Below are 24,055 nucleotides of genomic sequence, written 5' to 3' on the forward strand. Positions count from 1 at the left end.
TGCCCGGCCGTCCCGTGCCGCTCCCCCGCCTGCCCCGGTGCTGGGCCGCCGCCGGCGGGCCCGGCAACGTTTACGCATCCGCGGGGCTGCGCAGCGTGAACATTTGGTCTATGTTGCAGCGAGGCCACCGACGCGATGAGGCGGTACGGAGGGGGAGGCTCATGTCCGTCATGCGGCAGGTCCCGGATCAAGGGGAGATCACGGGTCCCATACCCCGGGAGTTCGCCGCCATCATGCGCCCGGAACTCCCGGGTCTATTGAAAGAGATGGCTGCTGAAATCGTCACCGCGATCCCTGAATACGGGCACCTTCTGGAAGGCCCCAACAGCAAGGTGATCCGGTTCGGCATCGAGCAGAGCATCGCCAGCTTCGTGGACCGGGTGGCCGCCCCCACCGCGACCACCGCCCAGCGCGACGACCTGTGCCGGCGCTTCGGGCGCTACGAGGCGTACGAGGGGCGCAGTCTGGACAACCTCCAGGCCGCCTACCGCATCGGCTGCCAGGTCGCGCTGCGCCGGGTCCGTGCCGTCAGCCGCCGCTACAACCTGTCGGCCGCCTTCATGCTGACCTTCGCCGACGCGCTCTTCGCCTACATGGGCGACCTGGCCGAACTCTCCCGCGAGGGCTACGTCCAGGCGCTGGCCGAGCTGGGCGAGGAGCCGGACAACCGGCGGCGCCGATTACTGCGGCGCATCCTCGGCGGCACCGCGGTGGCCCGCAGCGCGCTCGCCGAACTCGCCGAGCACTGCGGGTGGCGGCTGCCGGACGAGGTCACCATGGTGGCGCTCGCCCCGGGCACCCACCCGCGCCGCCAGGCGCTGGACCCGGACATGCTCCAGGACTTCGCCGACCCCGAGCCGCATCTGCTCGTGCCGGGGCCGCTGACCGGGGCCCGCCGCGCGTGCCTCGACGACGCGCTCGGCGGCTGCCGGGCCGCGGTCGGGCTGACCACCGGGCTCGGCGAGGCCGCGGACTCGCTGCGCTGGGCTCGGCAGACCCTGTCGCTGGCCGGGACGGGGGCCGTCCCGGGCGGCCCGCTGCTGCGGTGCGAGGACCATCTGCTGCCGCTGTGGCTGCTGGGCGACCCGGCGCTCGCCGACCAGATGGCCGCCCGCTTCCTCGCCCCGCTCGCCGCGCTGACGCCCACCCAGCAGGCGCGGCTGGTCGAGACGTTGCGGATCTGGCTGACCACGCGCGGGACGGCCGCGCAGATCGCCGAGCAGCTCGACGTCCACCCGCAGACGGTGCGCTACCGGATGCGCATCCTGGAGCGCGCCTTCGGCGACCAGCTCACCCGCCCCGACGAGCGCTTCGCCACCGAGATCGCGCTGCGCGCCCTGCACCTGCGCGACGGCGGCGCTCCCCCCAAGCGCCGCCGCCCGCCGTCGCACGGACGGTCCGGCTACGAGGTGTAGGCCTCCAGCTCGGACAGCTGGCCCGCGGGCCAGCCGGTGTTGCCGGTGACGGTGAGCCGCAGGTAGCGGGTGCTCGCCCCGTTCAGCGTCACGGTCACGGTGTTGCCGCTCGCCGGGGAGAAGGTGTAGCCCGCGGCGGACTTCAGCGTGCTCCAGGAGGAGTTGTCGGTGGAGCCGAGCACCGCCAGCGTCTCGGTGCGGCTGGCCCACGCCGCGGCCGGCGGCAGCTTGAGGACGAGTCGGCCGACCTTCTGCGCCGAGCCGAGGTCGACGGTCAGCGACTGCGGGAAGGCGTTGTTGGTGCTCTCCCAGTAGGTGTCGGCGTTGCCGTCGACCGCGTTGCCGGCGCCGTAGACGTCGGCGTGGCCGGTGTCGCTCGCCGGGCGGTGCAGGGCGAGGTTGCCGTTCGACGGCGGGGTCGTCGTACCGCCGTCACCGCCGCCGGTGGTGGTGCCGCCGGTGGTGGTGCCGGGGCCGCTGCCGGGCTGGGGCCAGCTGGCGCAGTCGCCCCAGGTGCCGTCCCAGCCGCTGTTGCCGGAGCCCTTGCCGATCGTGAAGGCGGGCAGGTTGGCCGGGTAGGAGCAGTTGTACACGCCGGTGGCGCCGGTGCCGGTCGCGGTGACGTTGCTGAAGGACGCCGAGCCGGGGGTCTCCGCCTGGACGACGACCGTGCCGGTGCCGGTCGCGGTGGCGCCGCTGACCGTCACCCCGCTGACGGTGTAGCCGTGGCCGCCGCCGGAGACGAACTCGAAGTCGCTGTACGGGCTGTCGACGAAGCTGGTGTTGCTGATCCGGATGTCGTTGCTGATGGCGTAGTCGTAGGAGTCCACGCGCAGCGCGCCCATCGGGTGGCCCCAGTTGGGGTTGAGGGCACCGGTGCGGATGAGGGTGTTGCCGGAGACGGTGACCGTGCCCGACAGCGGGTTGAAGGGCTGGAGGAAGGCCTGGTTGGAGATGGCGATGCCGCTGCCGAGGGCGTTGGTGTCGGCGATCACGTTGTTCGAGGCGGTGTTGTCGCTGCCGCCGTAGATCGCGATGCCGTTGGCGAGGTTGGGCTGGACGATGGTGTTGCCGGTGAAGGTGTTGCCGGTGTCGGGCGAGCCGAGGGACCACATCGCGAGCGAGTCGTCGCCCTGGTTGCGCAGGAAGTTGTTCTTGACGGTGACGTTGTGGGCGCTGCCGTCGAGGTTGAGGCCGTCGGCGGTGGTGCCGATGATGCGGCTGTTCTGGACGACGAGGTTGTCGTTGTTGCCGGTCAGCCACAGGCCGACCTTCTCGCGCTGGATCCACATGCCGGAGACCACGGAGTTGGGGCCGAGGCTGCCGGTGACGAAGTTGTCGGGCGAGTTGTCGTTGCGGACGCTGACGTCGCCGAAGACGGCGAAGTCGTAGAGCTTGGTGTTGCCGCTCGCCGAGGTCTGGTCGATGAAGTGCGAACTGCGCACCACCGAGTACCAGTTCCCGGCGCCGCGCAGGGTGACGCCGTCGGCCGGGATCTGCGAGGTGACCTTGAAGGTGCCCGGCGGGATCCAGACCTCCTTGCCCTGCGCCTTGGCGTCGGATATCGCCTGCCGGAAGGCCTGCGTGGAGTCGCCGCCGCCGGAGGCGTCGGCGCCGTCGGCGACGACCGACACGGAGTTCGCGGGCTGGGTGGCGGCGCCCGCGACCTGCTCGAAGTCGGCCACGTCGATCGTCGCGCTGCCGGTGTCCCCGGCGTCCAGCTGCAGCTTGACCTTGCCGCCGGCCGGTACGTCCTGGCCGAGCAGCAGCCGGGAGTCGTCGAAGTAGTGGTGCGTCTTGGCGCCGGCGATCCAGCCGGTGTCGACGTAGGAGTACTGCGAGGTGACGGCGAGCTTGCCGGCGATCTTGCTGCCGTTGACGTAGACGGAGACGCTGCCGGAGGCGCCGCGCGGCAGGTTGACGGCGGCGTCCACGGCGTTGGCGGGCTTGCTGAGGGTGAACTCGACGTACTTGCCCTGCCCGGCGAGGGTCACCGCGCGCCGCCCGGACGCCTCGGAGGCGACCGTTGACTGGGTGTAGTCGGGGCCGAGCTGCGATCCGTTGGTCGAGGCGGCCTCGGCCTCGTACTCGGTGAACGGTACGGTGGCACCGCCGCTGACCGCGAACGGTGACACCGCCTGGGCGCTGGGCGCGGCACTGGCCTGTGGGGCGAGGGTGGCGAAGGCGAGACCGCCGGCGGCGAGGGCCGCGGCGGTGGCGGCGCCGAGCCACCGGGTGCTGTGACGTCTGGTGTCCATGCGGTGGGGGGATCCCTTCGTGAGGGGAGTCGCTCATGTGACGTCCGACACCCTAGGGACCCGGATCTGACACAGCAATATGTCGACCAGGTTTCGCAAAATTTGGATGACTTGCAGAGATCTCGCAAAATCACCGCAAGAAACTTGCGCCACCTGTACTAGAATCGACGCCATGACACGACGACTTGCCGAGGTGGCAAAGAAGGTCGGAGTGAGCGAGGCCACCGTCAGCAGGGTGCTGAACGGGAAGCCCGGCGTCTCCGACGCAACCCGGGCCGCGGTCCTCACCGCTCTTGACGTGCTCGGTTACGAACGGCCCACCCAGCTGCGCGGGGAACGCGCCCGGCTGGTCGGCATGGTCATGCCCGAGCTGCAGAACCCGATCTTCCCCGCTTTCGCGGAGGTGGTCGGCGGCGCACTGGCGCAGCAGGGCTTCACCCCGGTGCTCTGCACCCAGACAGCGGGCGGCGTCTCGGAGGCCGACTACGTGGAGTTGCTGCTCCAGCAGCACGTGTCCGGGGTGGTCTTCTTCGGCGGGCTCTACGCCCAGGCCGAGTCGCCGCACGACCACTACGCGCGCCTCGCGGAACGCAACCTGCCCACCGTGCTGATGAACGCGGCGATCGACCATCTCGACTTCCCGCGCGTCTCCTGCGACGACGCGGTGGCGGTCGAGCAGGCGATGAACCACCTGATGTCGCTGGGCCACCAGCGCATCGCCCTGGTGCTCGGCCCACCGGACCACGTGCCGTCGCGGCGCAAGCTCGCGGCCGCGCGCCGGGTGGACCCCTCGGTCACGGTGGAGCACGCGCTCTTCACGCTGGAGGGCGGCCAGGCGGCGGCGAGCAGGCTGCTGGCACGCGGCATCACGGCCTTCATCTGCGCCTCCGACCTGCTGGCGCTGGGCACGATAAGGGCCGCCCGGCGGCGCCGGCTGTCGGTGCCCGAGGACGTCTCGGTGATCGGCTACGACGACTCGTCGCTGATGAACTGCACCGAGCCGCCGCTGACGACCGTACGCCAGCCGATCGAGGCGATGGGCCGGGCCGCGGTGGACCTGCTGGCGGGCGAGATCAGCGGCGCCTCGGTCGACCACGACGAGCTGTTCTTCGAACCGGAACTGGTGGTGCGCGGTTCCACCGGACCGGCCCCGCACCCCGCCCGTATCCCGCACCCGGAGGCGCGCACCAACGCCTAGCCGCCGGGCCTTGCGGGGCCCTCGCAGGACCGAGCGCGCACTTCCGCGCACCGCCGGCCGGTGCGTGGTTGATGCGCGCTCCGTCGTCTGCGCAGCGTAACCCGCTCACCAGGCGTCGTGACCAAGTCGTGTCTTTGCGAAATTCGCGCGACATCTTGCGGACATCTATCGGGTTAAGTACGTTGAGCCAACCCGAGACGGTCGCGCTGCACCTGCGCCGGACATCATGTGCATCATGCGCCGCAGGGGTCCCGATCGCAGTCCAACGACGCGCAGTGGTTCAGGGGAAGGGTTTGATCATGAACGGAATCCGCTACCGCAGACTGGTGGCATTCGCGCTGGTCGCAGGCATCGGATTGACGAGCGCCGCATGCTCCGACAGCAACGACAAGAAGAACGACGGCGGCAGCAAGACCAGCAGCTCCAGCGCCGGTACCCCCTTGGACCCGAAGACCAAGGTGACGATCAGCGTCGACTGCATGCCGCCGACCACCAAGAAGCCCGAGCGCAAGCAGTGGCTCGACGATGTCGCCGAGTTCCACAAGACGTACCCGAACGTGACGATCAACAGCAAGGACGCGTTCCCCTGCGAGGAGACGGACAAGTTCACCGCGCAGCTGCAGGGCGGGTCCGAGACCGACGCGTTCTACTCGTACGTCACCGACCTCCAGCAGGTGCTGGACGCCGGCCAGGCCGCGGACATCACCGACTACGTCAATGACAAGACGGTGCCGAACCTCAAGGACATCGACCCGGGCGTCCTCGACATCCTCAAGGACGACGGCCGCCTGTACGGCCTGCCCACCACGAACTACTCGATGGGCCTGATCTACAACCGCAAGATCTTCACCGAGGCCGGTCTGGACCCGAACAAGCCGCCGACCACCTGGGACGAGATCCGCACCGACGCCAAGCAGATCCAGGACAAGCTGGGCAGCAAGGGCGTCCACGGCTTCTTCGAGTACGGCGCCGGCAGCCAGGGCGGCTGGCACCTCACCTCGGCCCTCTACGGCGCCGGCAACACCGTCGTCGACGACAGCGGCTCCAAGGTGAACTTCAACGGCCCCGAGGCCAAGCAGATCCTGCAGACGATCCACGACATGCGCTGGGTCGACAACAGCATGCCGCAGAGCGCCGGCAAGGAGTGGGGCGAGAGCCAGAAGGCGATGGGCGCCGGCCAGATCGGCATGTACCTCGCCGCTCCCGACGACATCCAGCTCATGGTCCAGCAGTACGGCGCCAACTTCGACGACCTCGGCATGGCGCCGATCCCCGGCGGCAAGACCTCGCTGATGGGCGGCAACGACTACTTCTTCAAGAAGTCGGACACCCCGGACCAGATCAAGGCGGGCATCGCCTGGATCAACTTCAAGTTCCTGACCCTGAAGAAGGGCCAGTTCAACTACGCGCGCAACAAGGCGGACGGCATCCCCGTCGGCCTGCCGCAGCCCTTCTTCTTCACCGGCCAGTCCAAGGCCACGGACACCGCGGACAAGACCCAGTACGCCACGGTGCCGGTCGAGAACTACAAGTCCTACGTGGACGCGCAGGTGCCGGTGAAGGGTGAGCCGCCGAACGCGCAGAAGCTCTACACCGTGCTCGACACCGTGATGTCCGGCGTCCTCAGCAACAAGAACGCCGACATCGACAAGCTGCTGTCCTCCGCGGAGACGCAGGCCAACCAGCTGCTGGCCGCCAGCCAGTAACACCGCAGCCCCCGCGGGGCCGGTCACCGACCGGCCCCGCGGGCGCGGCCCCGCACCGGGCCACCGGCCCCCGACTCCCACCCTCGACCACGCACGCTTCCAGCCGAGGAGCTTCCCATGGCGGCGACGACGACCGTCCCCGACAAGACAACACGGCGCCACGCCGGGCGGGCCTCCGGTCCCCGCTCCGCGGGCGGCCGGGGCGGCCTGGGCCGCAAGGTCAGCGAGAACCTGCGCGCCTACGGATTCCTGATCGGCGCGATCATCTGCTTCGGGCTGTTCTCCTGGTACCCGATGGTCCGGGAGTTCATCATGAGCTTCCAGCACACCAAGCGCGGTGTGACCAGCTGGGTCGGCTTCCAGAACATCAAGACGGTCTACCACGACCCGTATTTCTGGACGGCCTGGAAGAACACCGGACTCTTCACGCTCTACGCGCTGGTCATCGGTTTCGCGGTGCCCTTCTTCGTGGCGATCCTGCTCAACGAACTGCGGCACGCACGGGCGTACCTGCGGGTCCTGGTCTATCTCCCGGTGATGCTTCCGCCGGTGGCCGGAGCGCTGCTCTTCAAATACTTCTACAACCCGGAATACGGTCTCTTCAACCGCATTCTGCACTTCTTCCACCTGCCGACGTCGCAATGGCTGGACTCGTCGAACACCGCGCTGATCTCGGTGGTCATCGCGGCCACCTGGATGAGCATGGGCAGCGCCACCCTGATCTACCTGGCGGCGCTCCAGAACATCCCCGGTGAGCTGTACGAGGCCGCCGACCTGGACGGCGCGAGCCTGTGGAGCAAGATCTGGCACGTGACCGTCCCGCAGACCCGGCTGGTGCTCTCGCTCATGCTGCTGCTGCAGGTCGTGGCGACCATGCAGGAATTCACCAACGTGTACCTGATGGCCGGCGGCAACGGCCCGGAGAATTCCACGATGACGGTCGTCTACATGGTCTACCAGTACGGCTACCGCTACAACAATTTCGGCGGCGCAGCGGCCCTCGGCCTCTTCCTGCTCCTGGTACTCGTCGGATTCTCCGGTGTGTACGCGCGGCTCAACCGGAACAGCGACTAGGACGGATCACAGGTCATGGCAGAGTTCACTCCGCAGAACCGGACGCTGATATCGTCCGCCACGCTCGCCCGGCCGCGCGGCAGGCGTATCTACTGGACCGTGCTGACGCTCGTCATCGTGGTCTTCACGCTGGTCTTCGTCGGCCCGCTGTACTGGATGGTCACCAGCGGCTTCAAGAGTGTGCACGAGGTGGTGCAGAATCCGCCGACGCTCTTCCCGCACCACCCGGAGCCGTCGAACTACAAGACGGCCTGGACGCAGCTGAAGCTCGCCAAGCTGCTGTGGAACACCTTCTACTACGCGTTCGGCGCGCTCGCCTTCCAGCTCGTCTTCGACGTCGCCGCCGCCTACGCGCTGTCCAAGCTCCGCCCGGTCCTGGGCAACATCGTGCTGGGCGGCATGCTCGCCACGCTGATGATCCCGTCGGCCGTGCTGATCATCCCGCAGTACATGACGGTGCTCGACCTGCCGCTGCTGCACGTCAACCTGATCAACCACCCGTGGGCGATCTGGCTGCCGACGGTGGCCAACGGCTTCAACATCTTCCTGCTCAAGAGGTTCTTCGACTCGATCCCCAACGACCTCATGGCCGCCGCGGCCATCGACGGGGCCGGGCCGACGCGCACCCTGATGTCCATCGTGCTGCCGATGTCCCGGCCGATCCTGGGCGTCGTGTCGATCTTCGCGGTGGTCAACGTCTGGAAGGACTTCCTCTGGCCGATGCTGGTGGAGCCCGACCCGACGAAGCAGCCGATCAACATCGGCATCAACTCGCTCTCGCAGGGCGTCCCGCAGAACGTCCTCATCGCCGCGCTCGCGATCTCGGCGCTGCCGACCCTGCTGATCTTCCTGCTCTTTCAGCGCAACATCATGTCCGGCCTGACCGCCGGCAGCCTCAAGGGCTGACCGGCCCGCACAGGCGCTGCCCCAGCCTTCCGTAACGCTCCACCCCACAGCACTCCGCCGCCGGCCCTCATGCCCACATCCCCGCCATCCGGGGCCGGCGGCGGGGTCCCACCTGCCCGAAAGGACGTTGACGTGGCAGACACCCCTCAGCCCGAGGCCGACGAGAACTGGTGGCGCGGCGCGGTCATCTACCAGGTCTATCCGCGGAGCTTCGCCGACAGCAACGGTGACGGGACCGGTGATCTGGCCGGCGTGCGGTCCCGGCTGCCGTACCTGGCCGAGCTGGGCGTCAACGCTCTGTGGTTCTGCCCGTGGTATCCGTCGCCCATGGCCGACGGCGGCTACGACGTCGCCGACTACCGGGACGTCGAGCCGGTCTTCGGGACCCTCGCGGAGGCCGAGAAGCTCATCTCGGAAGCCCTCGCGCTGGGCATCAGGACCATCATCGACATCGTGCCCAACCACATCTCGGCCGCCCACCCGTGGTTCCGCGAGGCGCTGGCGGCCGGGCCCGGCTCGGCCGCGCGCGAGCGCTTCTGGTTCCGCCCCGGGCGCGGCGAGAACGGCGAGCTGCCGCCCAACAACTGGCCCTCGCAGTTCGGCGGCCCCGCCTGGACCCGGACCGCGAACCCGGACGGCACGCCCGGCGACTGGTTCCTCAACCTCTTCGACTCCGAGCAGCCCGACCTCAACTGGAACCACCCCGAGGTCCGCGCCGAGCACGAGGACATCCTGCGGTTCTGGTTCGACCGCGGTGCCGGCGGTGTGCGCATCGACTCCGCCGCGATGGTCATGAAGGACCCGGAGCTGCCCGACCTCACCGACGAGCCCGGCGCGCCGCACCCGTACATCGACCGCGACGAGCTGCACGGCGTCTACCGCGGCTGGCGCGCCATCGCCGACTCCTACCCGGGTGCGCGCATCCTGGTCGGCGAGGTGTGGCTGCCCGACGCGGAGCGCTTCGCGCGCTACCTGCGGCCCGACGAGATGCACACCGCCTTCAACTTCGACTTCCTGTCCTGCCCGTGGGAGGTCGACCGGCTGCGCACCTCCGTCGACGTCACGCTCGCCGCGCACGCGCCGGTCGCCGCGCCCGCCACCTGGGTGCTGTGCAACCACGACGTGACGCGTACCGTCACCCGCTACGGCCGCGCCGACACCGGCTTCGACTTCGCCACGAAGGCCTTCGGCATCCCGACCGACCTGGAGCTCGGCACCCGCCGCGCCCGCGCCGCGGCCCTGCTCACGCTCGCGCTGCCCGGCTCGGTCTACCTCTACCAGGGCGAGGAGCTGGGCCTGCCCGAGGTCGAGGACATCCCGCTGGACAAGCTCCAGGACCCGATGTACCTCCGCTCGGAGGACACCAACCCGGGCCGCGACGGCTGCCGGGTGCCGCTGCCGTGGAGCGGCTCCGAGCCGCCCTTCGGCTTCAGCCCCGCCGGCTCCACCGCGGAGCCGTGGCTCCCGCAGCCCGCGGGCTGGGCGCCGCGCACCGCCGAGGCGCAAGGATCGGACCCGGACTCCATGCTCTCCCTCTACCGGGAGGCGCTGCGCCTGCGCCGGGCCGAGCCGGGCCTCGGCGACGGCACGTTCGCATGGCTGGAGTCCGACCCGTCGGTCCTGGCGTTCCGCCGCTCGGCGGAGTTCGTCTGCGTCCTGAACCTCGCGGACGCGCCGGCGGAGCTGCCGGAGCACACGGAGATCCTCCTGACCAGCGGGCCGCTCGTGGGGGGCCGCCTGCCCGCGGACACGGCCGCCTGGCTGCGGGGCTAGGTCCGATCGCACCGGCCCGCCCGCGACACGCGCGGACGGGCCGGTGGGTCCGGGCTCCGGGGTCCGCTAGGGGAGGTTCCAGCGCTGGTTGATGCCGGCGTTGCAGTCCCAGATGTCGAGCTGGGTGCCGTTGGTGGTGCTGAAGCCGGGGTCGTCGAGGCACTTGCCGGAGGCCGGGTTGACGAGGCTGCCGTTGGCGCCGGCCTGCCAGACCTGGTTGCCGCCGCCGTTGCAGTCCCACAGCTCCACCAGCGAGCCGTTGGCCGTACCGGCTCCCGTGACGTCCAGGCACTTGCCGTTGACGGTCAGGGTGCTGCCGTTGCTGCTCCACTGCTGGGCGGGGGTGCCGTTGCAGTCCCACAGATCGGCCTTGGTGCCGTTGGCGCTGGACCCCGTGTAGTCGTCCAGGCACTTGCCCGCCATGCCGGAGGTCACCGGGCCCGTGCCGCCGGGCGTACCGCCACTGCCGGCTCCGGTGAAGGCCCCCAGGCCGTTGGGTGTTCCCAGGCCGGTCGGGCCGTCGTAGCCCGGTCCCGCGGTGCACAGGTAGGACGTGGCGCAGGAGCCGTTGGAGCCCGACGTGATGTCGTTGAGGCTTCCGGCGTGGGCGTACAGGACCGAGGCCGCCGGGTCGGCGGGGGCTCCGGCCAGGGCGTAGACGGCGGCGATCAGCGGGGAGGAGGCGCTGGTGCCGCCGACGACGAACCAGCCCCCCTGCCCGTAGGTGTCGTAGACCGCGACGCCGGTGCCGGGGTCGGCGACCGCCGAGACGTCGGCCACGCTGCGCCCGCCGCAGCCGGTGTCGTGCTGCCAGGACGGCTTGGCCTCGTAGGACGAGCAGCCCGAACCGGCTCCGGACCACGCCGTCTCCGACCAGCCCCGCCCGGTGCCGGAACTCTTCCGCAGCGAGGTGCCGCCGGCCGCGAGCACGTACCGGGAGGTGGCCGGGAAGCTCGTCCCGTAGCCGCCGTCGCCCGAGCTGGCGACCTCCACGACGCCGGGGTGGTTGTAGTAGGAGTCGGCGTTGCCGGCGCTGTCCCCGGTGCCCCAGCTGTTGGAGATGAAGTGCGCGCCGAGCGAGACCGCGGTGTTCTGCGCCGTGTCCAGGTTGCCGGACTCCACCACCAGGATGTGGCACAGCGGGCAGACCGCGGATATGACGTCGATGTCGAGTGACGCCTCGGTGCCCCAGCCGGAGTCCGGCGCCGGGTAGTTGCCCTGCTGGCCGCTGCCGTTGACCTTGCGGAAGCACCCGTTGGCGGTGGTGCAGGCGGGGAGCCCGTACTGCGACCGGTAGGTGGCCAGGTCCGATTCGAGATTGGGGTTGTCCGCCAGCTCGGTGACGGCCACGGTCGCCCCGGCTCCGTTCGCCGCGGCGGCCGAGGCGATGCCGTAGGCGCTGCGCAGATCCGCGGGGCCGTACCCGGAGGGCGTCGCGAGGGGGGCGAGCGCGTTGTCGCGCACCGCGCGGACGTCCGTGCGTATCCGGGCGAAACAGACCGGCGATCCCCGGTGCAGAGGCGTGGCACACGATGCGGGTGTGCTCGTCGCCGGACCGTCCGCCGCGGCCTCGGAGGAGGCACTTGCGTGGGCTGCGGGTGGGATCACGAGGGCGATTCCGGCCGCCACGGCCGATGCCGCCGCCCTTCGGAGGAGGTGTCTCATGTTTGTCCGCCTGTCGAGGATGATGACCAGGGCATGTCAGACGTCGGGCCGGGAGGTCCGGCGTCCGGCGATCGCCGAGGTCTTAGGGGGATGGGAGGTCGAGCAACCGTCCCGGTGCCCCCGGCTGCCGCCGTCGCTCGTGGCGGCAGCCGAGGGAGTACCGGGTCGGGCAGCGGAGCACGTGCCGTCTCAGCCGGCGGCGAGTTGGAAGGACTGGTTGGCGCCGCCGTTGCAGGTCCACTGCTCCACGAGGGCGCCGTCGGCGGTGGAGGCGCCGGTGACGTCCAGGCATTTGCCGCTGGCCCGGTTGACGAGGTGGGAGCGGCCGTCCGGCTGGGCCACCGGCAGCCACTGCTGGTTGGCGCCGCCGTCCCGGCCCCAGGTGTCCAGGGCGGTGCCGTCCGCGCCGGAGCTCGCCGGGTCGTCGATGACCTGGTTGGCGGCGGCGGAATTGCGGTTGGTGATCGTGTAGTAGCCGCTGTCGGTGGCGGTGAACTGCCACTGCTGGTTGGCCTGGCCCCCGCAGGTCCACTGGAGCAGCGGGGTGCCGTTGGCCGTTCCGCCGCCGGAGGCGTCGACGCACTTGCCCGAGTGGGCGGCCACCAGCCTGTACCAGGCGGAGGTGTCGACGGGCCCGGTGGGAGTGGTCCCCCCGCCCCCGTTCAGCGGGTCGAGGGTGATCGACGCCGAGGACGGGTTGTCGTCGTGCACCAGGGACTCGTGGTTGCCGACGTCGTCGAAGGCGAAGGCGTAGGCGTTGCCGTCGGCCATCTGCGCGTGCAGGTACTTGGCGTAGAAGTTGGTGTCCGCGTCCTGGTAGAAGCCTGCGGAGGACGCGTCGGGCTGGTCGGGGTCGGTCAGCAGCGTCGTGCGGTTGAAGCCGGCGCACAGCGTGCGGGAGATCGGGCCCCGTACCAGGTCGTTGGGGGCGTCCAGCAGCTTGTAGCAGCCGAAGATGCTGTCCGAGTCGGGCTTCTGGAAGCTGGTGACGACCGCGCCCGAGGAGTTGGTGAAGTTCATCGTGTTGCCGGAGACCCGCCCGTAGTACTTGGTGCCGGGCTGGTCGGCGAAGGGCGTGACCGTCAGCGTCGAGGTGCTGTACTTCGACCACACGCGGTTGACGTAGTCGTCCATCACGCCGGCCGGAAGGGCGCCGGACTCGATGCCGTGGCCGGGGTTCACCGCGCGCAGGACCGTGCCGTCGGCCCGTTTCTGGACGAGGCCGGACCAGCCGCCGGGCTGGTTCTGCAAGGAGTTGAAGAAGGCGCTGTAGCCGCCGGGCTTCAGCGTGCCGGTGGTCCTGGTGCCGCCGGAACCCGAGACGCCCACGGTGTACGGGACGGAGAACATGTCGACCTGGGTGCTGTTGATCCACAGCCCGGAGTCGTTGAGTGTGTACTCGGTCCAGTCGAACAGGATGTCGTGGTTCGGGTCGGACGGGTTCTGGACCGCGGGCTGCACCAGGCCGCCGGTGGTCAGCCGGAAGTCCAGTTTCCGGCCGAAGGAGAAGTAGATCCGGCCGGAGAACTTGGGTATCCGGATGGTGGTCGACCGACCGTTCGCCGGGCCGGCGATCGACGCGTCGGGCGCCGGGGTGGGGGGATTGCCGCCGGCCGGCCAGGCGTGGAAGGTCCCGCCGGCGTCGGCCCAGCCCTGGCGGCCCGTGGAGAGCTGGGTCCCCAGGTCGTAGATGTAGATCTGCTCAGCGCGTCCGGAGTTGTTCGTGTAGGTCAGGGGGATGGTGTCGGGTACCGCCGCACGGGCTTCGGGCGCGGTGGCGAGTGCGGTCGTTCCTGCCGCGGCGAGGGCCGCGGCGAGGAATGCTGTCAGTGGTTTCCGTGCGAGGCGCACGTCACCTCCTGGTGGGGGGATGGGCAACGGGTACCGGACCGGAAGCGGTACGTGTCACGGGACGGCGGGGACGCCGGTCAGGGGTCGGGAGCGTCGGGCCTGTCACGCTCCCGGGGCGGTCCACTTCTGGTTGGCGCCGCCGTTGCAGTCCCAGATCACGGCCTGCGTACCGTCGGTGGTGGAGGCGTTGGGGTCGTCCAGGCAGCGGCCGGAGACCGGGTTGCGGTAGCCGCCGTTGTACGGCTGCCACTGCTGGTTGGCGCCGCCGTTGCAGTCCCAGATCTCGACCTTGCTGCCGTTCGCGGTTGCCGCGCCGGTGACGTCGAGGCATTTGCCCAGGGCGCGCAGGGTCCCGTCCGGCACGGCGGTCCAGGACTGGGCGCCGGTGCCGTTGCAGCCCCAGATCTGGACGGCGGTGCCGCCGGCGCTGCTGCCGGTGTTCACGTCCAGGCACTTTCCGGCGACGCCGGACCGTACCGGACCGCCGACGGCCACCGGCGGGTTGATCCACCCGGCGCTGTCGGCGGCCTGGATGCCGGCGTTGAAGGCGTCGGCCATCTTGCTGAAGCCGTTGTCGTTGGGGTGCAGCTGGTCGGACAGGTCGGCGGTGGTCAGGGCGCTCATGTCGACCAGCCGGACGTGCTTGCCCGCGGCCTGCTTCGCCTGGACGATGCCGGGGAGCGCGGCGTTGAACGCCGGGCGGTTGGGTTCCTCGGTGGCGTTGGTGGAGACGATCACGGTGCCGACCAGGACGGTCGCGTCGGGGGCGTCGGCGGTGATCCGGTCGATCAGGGCGCTGAGCCGGTCGGTGGCGGTGGGCACCTGGTAGTTCTGGTTCAGGTCGTTGGTGCCGATCTCCAGGGTGACCACGTTGGGCCGGTATTGGGCCAGGACCGCATCGGCGATGCCCGCTATCTGGTCGATCCGCCAGCCGGAGTGGCCCTCGTTGTCGGGGTCGGACATGGGTCCGTTGCGGCCGGAGCCCACGAAGTCGAGGGCGTGTCCCTCGGCTGCCAGCTCGTTCCACAGGAAGCCGCGGTAGCTGTTGCCGGACGGGCTGCCGACGCCCCAGGTGATCGAGTCGCCCAGCGGCATGACCCGCAGTGACGCGGGCGCCGCGGCTGACTGCGGCTGGGGCGTCGCCGCGCCGGCCGCCGCGGGCAGCGTGACGCCCGTGCCGAGCGCGGCTGCCGTCGCCGCGACGATCGCGGCTCGTTTGACGCTCATGTGCTCTCCTTCGCTGTGCGTGGGGGGTGGTGGGTGCGGAAGGCCGTGGCGCGCTGCGCCCCGGGCGGGAGGTCAGGAGACGCGCCAGGTCTGGTTGGGGCCGCCGTTGCCCGTCCACTGCTCCAGCGCGGTGCCCGCGGTGGTGGAGCTGTCCGGCACGTCGACGACCAGGCCGCTGTTCAGGCTCCTGAGGACGTAGGAGGCGTCGGACGAGGAGGTGTAGTCGCCGACCGCGTCGAACGCCCACAGCTGGTTGGCCGCGCCGGAGCACGGCCACTGGATGAGCGCCCCGCCCGGGCCGGTGGACGCGCCCGAGACGTCCAGGCACTTGCCGGAGGCGGCGCTGACGAGGCTGAAGACGTTGCCGTAGGCACGGCGCAGGTTCCACCTCTGGTTGGCGCCGCCGTTGGCGGGCCACTGGACGATCGCGGCGCCGTCGCTGGTGGAGGCCGCGTTGACGTCGATCGCCTGCCCGTCGTGGGCGCTGGTCAGGACGTGGTCGGCAGCGGTGGGCACGGACGAGTTCGCGGTCCAGGTGCCCGCGGAGACGTCCAGCGACCAGGAGGTGAACCACCCGACGTTCAGGGTGCTGCCGGAGACGGTGATCGGCAGCCAGATGAGCTGCGAACTCGCCAGGTCGGAGGGGTTCCAGCGGTCGCCCGCGTAGATCCAGGTGGTGCCCGCCGTGCCGCTGACCTGGATGATGTTCGCCGTCTGCGAGTTGTACGTCGAGGTGCCCGCCGGAGCGAAGGTGTTGTACGCGCTCCACGGCCCGCTCGGCGAGGTCGCGCTGGCGTACATGTTGTCGTTGGTGCTCCAGCCGGTGAGGCTGGAGCCGAGGATGAAGTACCGGCCGCCCGCCTTCATCATCGCCGGAGCCTCGTATCCGGCCACGTCGGCGACGTCGGCGGCCACGGTGAGGTAGTCGGCCGAGAGCCGCTCGATGTGCGTCCTGCTGTGCGCGCGATCCTCGGTCAGCAGGTACGCGGTCCCGTCCGTGTCCTGGAAGAGGCTCTCGTCACGGCTCTGGTTGCCCAGCGGCTGGAAGCTGCCCCGGTAGGTGTACGGACCGCAGGGCGTGGAGCTGGTGGCGACCCCGACCTTCGCCTCGGAGTAGGCGGGGTTGTCGATGTGCATGTACATCACGTACTGGCCGGTCGAGGCGTTGTGGATCACCTTGGGCCGTTCGACGATGCGGCCGGGGCCGAGGTCGCCGCCCGCCTGGCGGGGCAGTGCGCTGCTCCGGAAGGTCCAGGTGTGCAGGTCGGTCGAGGTGAAGCAGGGGATGGAGCGGAAGGAGGTGTCCGAGGAGTTCTCGCCGTTCTTGTCCTCCCCGAAGGCGTACCAGGTGGTGCCCGACTTCACGATCCCGAGCCCGTGCATCTGCAACGGGTTCCCGTTCTGGTCGTTCCACGCCGTTCCGGGGCTGAACGTGCTGACCGGCGCCGCGTGGGCGGTGGGCAGCGGGCCCAGCAGGGCCGCGGCGAGCAGCAGCAGTCCGGTCACGACGCGCCGCAACAGCCTGCGCGATCGGCCGTTGTCCGTCTGCATGAGTGGCTTCCTCCTGTGGCGTCGTCGTGGGATCTAGGAACCGGGGATCGTCCATCGCTGGTTGTTGCCGGAGTTGCAGTCCCAGATCTCCAACTGGGTGCCGTCGGTCGTGCTGGCATTGGGCACATCGAGGCAGCGGCCGGACTGGGGGTTGACCAGGGCGCCGGTCGAGGCGTTGTACGTCCACTTCTGGTTGTTGCCGCCGTTGCAGTCCCACAGCTCGACCAGGGTCCCGTTCGCCGTACCGCCGTTGCCCGTGACCTCCACGCACTTGCCGAGGAGTTGGAGGGTGCCGTCGGAAGCGACGGTGACCTGCTGGGCGGCGGAGTTGTTGCACGTCCAGATCTGGATCCTGTTGCCGTTGGTGGTCGAACCGGTGTTGTCGTCCAGGCACTTCCCGCCGTTCGCCGACACGACGGGCCCGGTCCCGCCCGGGGTGCCGCCGGTGCCGCCGCCGGTGCCGGGGGTGATGTTCAGGTTGTCGAACTGGTCGGTGCGGTAGCCCTGGATGCCCAGGCCCGCCTGTCCGCTGGAGAACGAGGTGTCGGTCACCGAGCCGAACTGGTTGCCGTCGAGCTTGGCGCTGATCGTCGAGCCCTGGAAGGTGAAGGACAGGTTGTGCCAGGTGCCGGTGCCGAGCGCCGTGGTGGTGCCGGTGGCCAGGGTGTGGTTGGAGCCGTCGGTGTACATCTTCTCGATCCACCACTGGCCGGTGTCGCGGATGCGCAGGTAGTACGCGTTCATGTGCGACTGCGGGCGCTGCTGGGTGTTGGCCCGGCCGAGCAGCTCCGTGGTGCCGGCGCCGCGCATGTAGACATCCGAACTGACGGTGTAGTTGGCCCAGGTCGTGTCGCCGATGAGCGAGTAGGTGTCGGAGTCGTCCTGCCACTCGATCGGCTTGACCGGCGCCATCTGCTGCACGCACTGCCCGGAGCGGCCGGTGCAGGGCTGGACCTCGAAGGAGCCCTGCATGTCGGAGAGGTAGCGCGCCTCGGTGCCGCTGACATCGTTGTCGAAGTTGTCGCTGTACGGCAGCGCCAGCGCGTGCGCGGCCGGGGCCGTCGCGGTGCCCTTGCCCTGGCCCGTCGTGGTGGACACGGTGTAGACGTAGCCGGGCTGCATGGTCAGCGAGTAGGAGCCGTTGCTCGGCGTGATGTCCTGGGTGTGGATGAAGGACGTGGCGTTGCTCGGGTTGTTGACGTTGGTCGACCAGACGTGCACGGTCCCGGTGGAAAGCCCGCCCTGGACGTGGAAGTTCACCGTCTGCGACGAGCTGGAGGTCGTGGTCTCCAGGATCGTCGAGTAGTCCGCGCTGGTGTTGGACTTGACGGTGACGTACGTGCCGTTGTCCTCGCTGCCGCCGAGGTAGCCCGAGGCGGAGTCGATGAACTTCCAGCCGGGCTTGGTGAACTGGGTGACCTGCGCGGTGGCCCAGGTGCTCGCGCCGATCTGGTAGTTCCCCGACCAGGGGGAGTTCGCGGTGGCCAGACCCACGGTGTTGTAGGGCAGGTTGGGGTAGATCGCCGCCATCAGCGGCCAGTTGAAGTAGCTGACCATCTTCGCGTCGACGTATCCGCGGGTGATGGCCCGGATCAGCGCGGGGGTGCCGGTGTTCATGTCCTGCGAGCCGTTCTCGGAATCCCACAGCGGCTTGCCGTTGTTCTTCGCGGCGGTGGTGCTGGAGCAGTTCCTGGCGTCGCCGCCGTCACCGCCGTTGCACGAGTAGTGCGCGCCGATGATCGACACCGCGTTGTTGAAGGCCGCGTTGTTGGCCATGTCGTCGGCGACGCCCCAGCCGGAGTCGTCGGCGACCAGCTGCACGCTGCTGTAGCCGTGCGAGTTGAGCGCGGAACGCAGCTGCACGAACCAGTTGGCGTCGTGGCCGCGCTCGTTCCAGCCGCCGAGGTATTTGATGTTCAGGTTGTGCTGCTTGGCGCAGTCCAGCCAGGAGATCAGGTAGTTGATCGTGTCGGTCGACCAGAAGCCCCCGTTGATCCAGCCGGGTGCCGCCCACGCCAGGCCGTACAGGCCGATGTCGGGGTTGCGGGCCTTGGCCTGCTCGCCGAGCCAGAACTCGTAGCCGGCGTTGCAGTTGATCGTGCCCTTGGCGTGCTCGATCGACGGCTCGGAGCCGTCGGTGGAGTTGGCGTCGCCGCCGATCTCCAGCTTCAGCAGCTGGAGGTTCGCCCCGTAGCCGGGCTTGAACATGTAGTCCAGGATCTGCGACTGCTGCGCGGCCGGATAGTCGGTCAGCAGGCGGGAGTTGCCGCCGCCGCCGCTGATCGCGCCGATCCCGTCGAACTGCCGGCCGCCCTGCGTGCCGTCCACGGTGACGGTCGTGGTCGCCGCCTGCGCGGGCACACTGCTGACCGCGAGGACGGCCGCGAGGAGCGCGAGCACCCACAGGGGTGCGAGTCTCCCTAGTCGTGACATGAGTGACATCAGTGGCATCCTTTGCTGGAGGGGATTGCCGCACAGTGTTCTGTCGTGTTCGTTTGCCGGTCAAGGCTCGCGACAAGAAAACAGAAACGAACGATTAGCGCCGAACTCGCTTGATCTCAGCGGCACTTGACGCCTCTCGACGGCTCCCCGACGGTCACCTCGGACGATGCACGTGACATCGTTGTCAGAATCCGGCGGAGGCCGCCCTCGCAACAGCCGTGAACGCTCCCCCGCTCCCTTGGCCAAATACGAGCGGACGCAGCGACCACAAGGAGAGAGCGCTCTCCGAAGCTAGCCAGCGACCATGCTCGCGTCAATGGTCCGGACCTGTGGTCGGACCGCTCAACCACCGCGCACCGCGTAGGACTTCGCCATGGCCGCGCTCCCACAGCCGTGTCACGACAGCGCCCCCCGGCACCGCCCGACCCGCGCCCCCCGGCCGCCCGCACCTGATCCACAGCCGCCTGACCTGGACCGATGTGCCCGATGCCAGGTGCCCCGGGCCCGCCGGGCCGCCCCTCGGCAACGGGGCGGCCGTATCCGAGCCGCATGCCACCATGTCCGAACACGTTTCCTCCGATGTCTGTTGACTCGTGTGCGTTATTTCGGTCCAGTGCGTTGACAGGCGCTCAGGGCTGCCCTTTGCTGTGCGGGTCTCGACCCCCCACCGGTGCCGCGTCAGCCGTGCCGTCCGCACCTGGAGCCGTATATGAAGCGATGGCGTATCCCCCTGGCGAGCTGCCTGCTGCTGCTCGGGCTCGCCGCCCCCACCACCACCGCCGCGCACGCCGCCGCGCCGGCCGCGGTGACCGACCCCGCCTCCCTGGTCAACCCGCTGCTGGGGACGTCCAACGGGGGCAACACCTTCCCCGGCGCCGACACCCCGTTCGGGATGGTGTCGTGGAGCCCCGACACCCCGTCCAGGCCGCCCGGCGGTGACTACGCATACTCCGACAACGTTGTCACAGGCTTCAGCCTCAACCACATCTCCGGCCCCGGCTGCGGCGCGATGGGCGACATCCCGGTGCTGCCGACGGTCGGAAACGTCGACGGCGGCGCCACCGTGGGCTTCAGCCACGGCAACGAGTCGGCGAGCGCGGGCGCGTACTCGGTGAGCCTGGACAACGGGGTGAAGACCGAGCTGACCGCCACGTCGCGGTCCGGGATGGCGCGCTTCACCTTCCCCTCCAGCACCCAGGCGAACCTGCTGTTCAAGCTCAACGCCGACAAGGCCACCAACCTGCACTTCACCAAGGTCAGCAGCACCGAGGTCAGCGGTTCGGTGGACGCGGGCTTGTTCTGCGCGTCGGCCCCGTCGTACACCGCGTACTTCGACATGGTCTTCGACCAGCCGATCACCGGCACCGGGACCTTCAACGGCGGTGACTCGGTCACGTTCAACACCACCGGCAACCGCGTCGTGCAGGCCAAGGTCGGCCTGTCGTACGTCTCGGTCGCGGGCGCGACGGCCAACCGGGCTGCCGAGAACGGCGGTTGGGACTTCGACGGCACCCGCACCGCGGCGCACAACGCGTGGAACACCGTCCTGAACCGGATCCAGGTCGGCGGCGGCACCTCCGACCAGCAGAAGGTCTTCTACACCTCGCTCTACCACTCGCTGCTGCACCCGAACCTGCTCAGCGACAGCGACGGCCGCTACATCGGCTTCGACCACCAGGTCCACACCGTCTCGGGCAGCCAGAAGGCGCAGTACGGCACCTACTCCGGCTGGGACATCTACCGCACTCAGGCGCAGCTGGAGGCGCTGGTCGCCCCGCAGCAGGCGTCCGACAGCGCGCAGTCGCTCGTCAACGACTACGCGCAGGCCGGGTTCTTCCCCAAGTGGTCGCTCAACTCCGCCGAGACGCAGGTGATGAACGGCGATCCGGGCCCGGCGATCGTCGCGGACTACTACGCCTTCGGCGCGCGGAGTTTCGACACCGCCGCCGCCAAGGCCGACATGGTCAAGGAGGGCACGACCAGCAACCCCATCCGGATGGGCCTGGACCTCCAGACGAAATACGGCTACCTCCCCTCGGACGGCACCTACCCGCACGACTTCTACGGCTCGGTGGCCACCCTGCTGGAGTACAGCGCGCAGGACTTCGCCACCTCCGCCTTCGCCAAGGCGCTGGGCGACACCACGACCGCCTCGCAGTTCGCCAACCGCGCGCAGGACTGGCGCAACGTCTTCAACACCGGCTCCGGCTTCATGCAGCCCAAGCAGCTCAACGGCTCCTGGAAGGGCGGCTTCAACGCGACCAGCAGCGACCAGTTCGTGGAGGGCACGTCCTGGCAGTACACCGGCGCGGTCCCGCACAACATCCGGGGACTCGCCGACGCCATGGGCGGCAACGCGAAGTACGCCGCCTACCTCGACAGCGTGCTGTCGGACTTCCACGGCTCGGGCGGTTCGCACGCCGACCTCGGCAACGAGCCGTCGATCGAACTGCCCTGGGAGTACGACTACGTCGGCCAGCCCTGGAAGACGCAGAAGGTCGTCCGCCAGGTCCAGGACCAGTTGTGGCCGAACAACCCGGCGAACTGGGGCGTCGGCAACGACGACCTGGGCACGATGAGCGCCTGGTACGTCTGGTCGGCCATGGGCTTCTACCCCGAGACCCCCGGCACCTCCGACCTCGCCCTCGGCAGCCCGCTGTTCACCTCCGTCGACGTCACCCTCGGCAGCGGCGGCCACATCGTCGTCACCGCACCCGCGGCCGCCGACAACGCCCCCTACGTCCAGAGCGCCACCCTCAACGGCGCCGCCTGGAACAACGCCTACCTCCCGGCCTCCTTCGCGACCGGCGGCGGCACCCTCAACCTCACCCTCGGCACCACCGCCAACACCGGCTGGGCCACGGCCGCTTCCGCCGCCCCGCCGTCCTACAACGGCGACGGCGGCAGCAAGCCCCCGGGGCCGCCGGTCAGCCGCACCGGACCGGTCACGTCCGACATCGCCGGCAAGTGCCTGGACGACAACGCCGGTTCGACCGACGACGGCTCCCACATCCAGTCGTGGAGCTGCAACAACAGCGCCGCCCAGCAGGTGACCGTGGGGGCGGACGGCACGCTCCAGATCCTCGGCAAGTGCGTGGACGTCTCCTTCGGCGGCACGGGCAACAACACCCTGGTGCAGCTGTGGGGCTGCGACGGCACCGGCAGCCAGAAGTGGACGTACAACTCCGGCACCAAGGCCCTGGTCAACCCGCAGTCCGGCCGCTGCCTCGACATCCCCAACTCCAGTACCACTGACGGCACCCAGCTGCAGATCTTCGACTGCAACGGCACCAACGCCCAGCGCTGGAACCTGCCCACCGGCTGACCGGGCGCCGCCCGCCCCGCCATCCGGCCACGAGAAGTGGAGGACGCACATGAATCGATCCACCCCGAGGAAGTGGGCAGGGCGGGCGGCCGCCGCCCTGCTCGGCGGCCTGCTGCTGCTGCCGACCACCGGCACCGCGCAGGCCGCGTCGTCCCCTGCCGCGAACAGCGTCGCGGTCCTGATGCAGTCGTACGACGCGAACAACGGCCGTATCGACACCAACGGCTGGTGGACGGCCGCGGTGTCGCTGAGCACCGTGATGACGTACGAGCAGACCACCGGCGACCGCAGCTACGACTACGCCATCTCCGGCGCCTTCGCCAAGAACAGCAACTTCACCAACGACTACATCGACGACACCGGCTGGTGGGCCCTGGTCTGGCTGCAGGCCTACGACATCACCGGCAACACGAACTACCTGAACATGGCCCGGACGACCACCGACTACATGCACAGCTACTGGGACTCCCAGTGCGGCGGCGGGGTCTACTGGAGCACCGCCAAGCAGTACAAGGCGTCGATCGCCAACGAGCTCTTCCTCGCCGCCACGGCCGGGCTGCACAACCGCATCGCGGGCGACACCACCTACGGCGGCTGGGCCACCGCCGAGTGGAACTGGTTCAAGAACTCCGGCCTGATCAAGGGCAACCTCGTGCAGGACGGCCTGAACGTCCCCAACTGCACGTTCAGCACCGCCAACTACTCCTACAACCAGGGCGTCGTCCTCCAGGGCCTCGTCGAGCAGTCCCGCGCCACCGGCGACAGCTCGCTGCTCGGCACGGCGACGTCGATCGCCACCGCGGCGGTCGCGCGCTTCAACAAGAACGGTGTGCTCTACGACGGCTGCGAGCCCAACTGCACCGGCGACGGCTCGGCGTTCAAGGGCATCTTCGCCCGCTACCTGCGCGCCCTGGCCACGGCGACCGGGACCACGCAGTACGACACGTTCCTGACCACCACGGCCAACTCGATCCTCGCCAACGACACCGACAGCTCCGGCCGGCAGGGCAACTCCTTCGTCGGCCCGTTCGCCCTGTGGACCCCCACCACCCAGGCGAGCGCCGCCGAGGCCGTCGTCGCCGGTCTCGGCGGAGGCGGCACCGCGCCGCCGACCGGCTCCACCGGCGTCCTGCGCGGGCAGGACTCCGGGCGGTGCGTGGACGTGCCGGGCGCCACCCAGACCAGCGGCACGCAGGTCGCGCTGTGGGACTGCAACGGCGGCGGCAACCAGAAGTGGACGGCCGACTCCGCCGGGCGGCTGACCGTCTACGGCACCAAGTGCCTGGACGTCAACGGCGCCGGCACCGCCGACGGCACCCCGGTCCAGATCTGGGACTGCAACGGCACCGGGGCCCAGACATGGAGCGTCCGCTCCGACGGCACCGTCGTGAACACCGGCTCCGGAAAGTGCCTGGACGCGACCGGCCGCGGCACCGCCAACGGCACGCTGCTGGAGATCTGGACCTGCAACGGCGGCGGCAACCAGAAGTGGAGCAGGTCGTGACCGGGCACTGAGCCGCGCGGTCCGCACCACGGCCGGGGGGCCCCCCGGCCCCCCCCCGGGGCCCCCGCCCGCCGGGGGGGGGGGGGGGGGGCGGGGGGGGCCCGGGCGGCAGCCATTAGGCGAGGGGGCGCGTTAACATGCTCCCCGGCCGCAACAACCA

At 69.8% G+C, this 24,055-nt stretch carries 14 protein-coding genes and 1 pseudogene; 8 read left to right on the plus strand and 7 right to left on the minus strand.

Annotated elements, in window-relative coordinates:
• The first annotated feature begins 161 nt into the window (after positions 1-161).
• On the plus strand, positions 162-1,415 hold the full coding sequence (locus ACH4SL_RS33300) for a helix-turn-helix domain-containing protein (protein WP_398452861.1): 1,254 nt from the start codon (positions 162-164) through the stop codon (positions 1,413-1,415).
• Here the strand turns inward: ACH4SL_RS33300 and ACH4SL_RS33305 are convergent.
• A complete protein-coding gene (locus ACH4SL_RS33305; protein WP_398452863.1) occupies positions 1,403-3,673 on the minus strand; it encodes a discoidin domain-containing protein in 2,271 nt (756 codons plus the stop codon). The two genes, ACH4SL_RS33300 and ACH4SL_RS33305, sit on opposite strands and share 13 nt — an antisense overlap.
• A gap of 172 nt (positions 3,674-3,845) precedes the next feature.
• On the opposite strand from ACH4SL_RS33305, the gene ACH4SL_RS33310 reads away from it, so the two are divergent.
• From ACH4SL_RS33310 to ACH4SL_RS33330, 5 genes are all read left to right on the plus strand, one after another.
• Positions 3,846-4,871 carry a LacI family DNA-binding transcriptional regulator gene (locus tag ACH4SL_RS33310; RefSeq protein WP_031518284.1) on the plus strand — a complete coding sequence of 342 codons (1,026 nt, stop codon included), beginning with the start codon at positions 3,846-3,848 and terminating at the stop codon, positions 4,869-4,871.
• 299 nt (positions 4,872-5,170) lie between these two features.
• Complete coding sequence (locus tag ACH4SL_RS33315) at positions 5,171-6,577, plus strand: ABC transporter substrate-binding protein (protein ID WP_398452865.1); 1,407 nt, start codon at positions 5,171-5,173, stop codon at positions 6,575-6,577.
• A gap of 117 nt (positions 6,578-6,694) precedes the next feature.
• Entirely contained in the window at positions 6,695-7,651 is a 957-nt protein-coding gene (locus ACH4SL_RS33320; RefSeq protein ID WP_398452868.1) for a carbohydrate ABC transporter permease, read from the plus strand.
• A 15-nt stretch (positions 7,652-7,666) separates the two neighbouring features.
• Positions 7,667-8,557, plus strand: a complete 891-nt coding sequence (locus tag ACH4SL_RS33325; protein WP_398452870.1) for a carbohydrate ABC transporter permease — start codon at positions 7,667-7,669, stop codon at positions 8,555-8,557.
• A 132-nt stretch (positions 8,558-8,689) separates the two neighbouring features.
• On the plus strand, positions 8,690-10,330 hold the full coding sequence (locus tag ACH4SL_RS33330) for a glycoside hydrolase family 13 protein (RefSeq protein ID WP_398452873.1): 1,641 nt from the start codon (positions 8,690-8,692) through the stop codon (positions 10,328-10,330).
• A 66-nt stretch (positions 10,331-10,396) separates the two neighbouring features.
• Here ACH4SL_RS33330 and ACH4SL_RS33335 read toward each other — a convergent pair whose 3' ends face one another.
• The 6 genes and pseudogenes from ACH4SL_RS33335 to ACH4SL_RS33360 all read right to left on the minus strand — a co-directional run bounded on the left by ACH4SL_RS33335 (position 10,397) and on the right by ACH4SL_RS33360 (position 19,066).
• Positions 10,397-11,794, minus strand: a complete 1,398-nt coding sequence (locus tag ACH4SL_RS33335; RefSeq protein ID WP_398452875.1) for a ricin-type beta-trefoil lectin domain protein — start codon at positions 11,792-11,794, stop codon at positions 10,397-10,399.
• 390 nt (positions 11,795-12,184) lie between these two features.
• A complete protein-coding gene (locus ACH4SL_RS33340; protein ID WP_398453177.1) occupies positions 12,185-12,676 on the minus strand; it encodes an RICIN domain-containing protein in 492 nt (163 codons plus the stop codon).
• Positions 12,656-13,846 (minus strand): annotated as a pseudogene (locus tag ACH4SL_RS33345) (glycoside hydrolase family 64 protein); the annotation flags it as partial. The gene ACH4SL_RS33340 and the pseudogene ACH4SL_RS33345, both read right to left, overlap by 21 nt.
• 102 nt (positions 13,847-13,948) lie before the next feature.
• Positions 13,949-15,073: a ricin-type beta-trefoil lectin domain protein gene (locus ACH4SL_RS33350; RefSeq protein ID WP_398452877.1), complete on the minus strand. Its 1,125-nt coding sequence runs from the start codon at positions 15,071-15,073 to the stop codon at positions 13,949-13,951.
• Positions 15,074-15,145: 72 nt separating this feature from the next.
• Positions 15,146-16,624 (minus strand): RICIN domain-containing protein, encoded by a 1,479-nt coding sequence (locus ACH4SL_RS33355; protein WP_398452879.1) that lies wholly within the window; start codon positions 16,622-16,624, stop codon positions 15,146-15,148.
• A 33-nt stretch (positions 16,625-16,657) separates the two neighbouring features.
• A complete protein-coding gene (locus ACH4SL_RS33360; RefSeq protein WP_398452882.1) occupies positions 16,658-19,066 on the minus strand; it encodes a ricin-type beta-trefoil lectin domain protein in 2,409 nt (802 codons plus the stop codon).
• Positions 19,067-19,775: 709 nt separating this feature from the next.
• On the opposite strand from ACH4SL_RS33360, the gene ACH4SL_RS33365 reads away from it, so the two are divergent.
• Both ACH4SL_RS33365 and ACH4SL_RS33370 read left to right on the plus strand, forming a co-directional pair.
• Positions 19,776-22,391, plus strand: a complete 2,616-nt coding sequence (locus ACH4SL_RS33365; protein ID WP_398452884.1) for a lectin — start codon at positions 19,776-19,778, stop codon at positions 22,389-22,391.
• Between the two features lie 49 nt (positions 22,392-22,440).
• Positions 22,441-23,895 (plus strand): glycoside hydrolase family 76 protein, encoded by a 1,455-nt coding sequence (locus tag ACH4SL_RS33370; RefSeq protein WP_398452887.1) that lies wholly within the window; start codon positions 22,441-22,443, stop codon positions 23,893-23,895.
• The last annotated feature ends 160 nt before the right edge of the window (positions 23,896-24,055 follow it).

It is taken from the genome of Streptomyces sp. NPDC021020, assembly GCF_044333285.1.
Classification (GTDB): Bacteria; Actinomycetota; Actinomycetes; order Streptomycetales; family Streptomycetaceae; genus Actinacidiphila.

What these genes read in the sequence shown, in the direction of transcription:
- ACH4SL_RS33300 (WP_398452861.1), top strand. Translation starts at nt 162, where the DNA reads ATGTCCGTCATGCGGCAGGTCCCGGATCAAGGGGAGATCACGGGTCCC.
- ACH4SL_RS33305 (WP_398452863.1), bottom strand. Translation starts at nt 3,673, where the DNA reads ATGGACACCAGACGTCACAGCACCCGGTGGCTCGGCGCCGCCACCGCC.
- ACH4SL_RS33310 (WP_031518284.1), top strand. Translation starts at nt 3,846, where the DNA reads ATGACACGACGACTTGCCGAGGTGGCAAAGAAGGTCGGAGTGAGCGAG.
- ACH4SL_RS33315 (WP_398452865.1), top strand. Translation starts at nt 5,171, where the DNA reads ATGAACGGAATCCGCTACCGCAGACTGGTGGCATTCGCGCTGGTCGCA.
- ACH4SL_RS33320 (WP_398452868.1), top strand. Translation starts at nt 6,695, where the DNA reads ATGGCGGCGACGACGACCGTCCCCGACAAGACAACACGGCGCCACGCC.
- ACH4SL_RS33325 (WP_398452870.1), top strand. Translation starts at nt 7,667, where the DNA reads ATGGCAGAGTTCACTCCGCAGAACCGGACGCTGATATCGTCCGCCACG.
- ACH4SL_RS33350 (WP_398452877.1), bottom strand. Translation starts at nt 15,073, where the DNA reads ATGAGCGTCAAACGAGCCGCGATCGTCGCGGCGACGGCAGCCGCGCTC.
- ACH4SL_RS33355 (WP_398452879.1), bottom strand. Translation starts at nt 16,624, where the DNA reads ATGCAGACGGACAACGGCCGATCGCGCAGGCTGTTGCGGCGCGTCGTG.
- ACH4SL_RS33360 (WP_398452882.1), bottom strand. Translation starts at nt 19,066, where the DNA reads ATGTCACTCATGTCACGACTAGGGAGACTCGCACCCCTGTGGGTGCTC.
- ACH4SL_RS33365 (WP_398452884.1), top strand. Translation starts at nt 19,776, where the DNA reads ATGAAGCGATGGCGTATCCCCCTGGCGAGCTGCCTGCTGCTGCTCGGG.
- ACH4SL_RS33370 (WP_398452887.1), top strand. Translation starts at nt 22,441, where the DNA reads ATGAATCGATCCACCCCGAGGAAGTGGGCAGGGCGGGCGGCCGCCGCC.